At 50.3% G+C, this 1,446-nt stretch carries 2 protein-coding genes; one reads left to right on the forward strand and one right to left on the reverse strand.

Translation table 11 applies throughout. From position 1 onward, the window contains the following. Positions 1-176, forward strand: a 176-nt coding sequence (locus tag ROG8370_RS19790; RefSeq protein WP_139838167.1) for a transposase domain-containing protein, incomplete at its 5' end; no start/stop codon positions are given. Between the two features lie 399 nt (positions 177-575). Here ROG8370_RS19790 and ROG8370_RS19795 read toward each other — a convergent pair. Continuing rightward, positions 576-1,004: a hypothetical protein gene (locus tag ROG8370_RS19795; protein ID WP_139838249.1), complete on the reverse strand. Its 429-nt coding sequence runs from the start codon at positions 1,002-1,004 to the stop codon at positions 576-578. Positions 1,005-1,446: the final 442 nt, after the last annotated feature.

Genomic DNA, 1,446 nt, shown 5'->3' on the forward strand with positions numbered 1-1,446 from the left:
TGTTCGTTGGATCACAGACCGGTGGTAAAGCTGCCGCCATTGCCTACACCTTGATCGAAACGGCCAAACTGAACGGTATCGATCCGCAAGCATGGCTCGCCGACACACTTGCCCGCATCCCAGACTACAAGATCAACCGCGTCGACGACCTGCTCCCATGGAAAACCGCGCCATAGGGGCGGTCAGACCGGACGCTTACGGTGCTTTTCCACAGAATCGGCTCGAAGCGGACTTGCGGCGGCGCAGCGGGGCAAGCCTGGACTGCGCTCCGGAAGCAGCCATTCCCGAAACACAGAAAATTCAACGCTTTCAGCGGTGCGGCCCGATGCTCGGACATTCGGCTGTTCGGAGCGGTCGTTGGACTACAGGGCCCGGTACGACCGCACTGAGCCTATTCCGTTGAAAAACTCGCCTGATCGCTCGAAAGGGCAAGATCAGCAGAATATTGTCCCGCTAAAACGCCATTCTGGAAGTACCGTTTGTCAATTGGCCTGTGACGAGAACAGTGTTCCAAGTTTCCGAGGCGATTTTGGCGTAGCGGAGTTTTTCAACAGAATAAGCCCAAAGCCGCCGGATTAAGGTTTCACGCTAAACTCCAGAATCGTAGGAAAACGCCCTCCACTTTCGTGGCGTAGCAAAAGCAATTCATTATTGCGAATGTAAAGGTCGCAGTCGTTGTTTTTGTTTGTGGAATCATCACAGACGATTCTGCTTTCGCGTAGTTGGAAAACGCCAAGTTCTGTCTCACTAGTTTCCGGAAACTCGTATATGTAATCTTCGTCGAGCGAACTTCTGGATTGGCTATAGTCTTTGAAAACTAATGAACGCACATCGAAGGGATTTTTCCAATCGCGAAAACGTTGGAGGGTTATATCTGATCGAAGTTCCAATTCTTGTGCATTACAGTAGGGTGCGATGCCGACGAATAGCAAAGTAAGCAAGGCACAAAACGCGCCCATACCCGACCGCCACAAGCCCCTTGCGAACTTGGCATCTGCAAACAATCTGTGCTCCTTGAACTCTCCAGCTTGACCTTTCATGCCTCAAACCGTCAGCTTGAAGTGAACAGTGAAAGCGTACCGAAGCTCAAAACCGAAATACCCGCTGGCCCAATCGTTCGAATATGCCGGTGTGGGGAGGAGTGTAGTTTCGGTTAAAGTTGCAAGGAATTTATTCATGTCTGCTTTAGCTTTCATATATGGACAGCCAAACGGTAATGCGCCTTTGAATCGATCATCGCCGCATTAAGTTTAATCATTCCTTTTGGTGTCTTCGTTGATCAATATCACACAGGTAATTGCAAAAAAATGACCGCTTTGTCCTGTGTGGATGGCTCCCTTTTTGCAAGTACCGATTTGATGATAAAGCCTGTCAGAAGCAGTCTTGTGTTCGGCCTGTTAGCGCGACGCACATGGCCGCTGGCCCTGATGGTTTCCACCAACCAAG

It is taken from the genome of Roseovarius gaetbuli, assembly GCF_900172365.1.
GTDB lineage: Bacteria > Pseudomonadota > Alphaproteobacteria > Rhodobacterales > Rhodobacteraceae > Roseovarius > Roseovarius gaetbuli.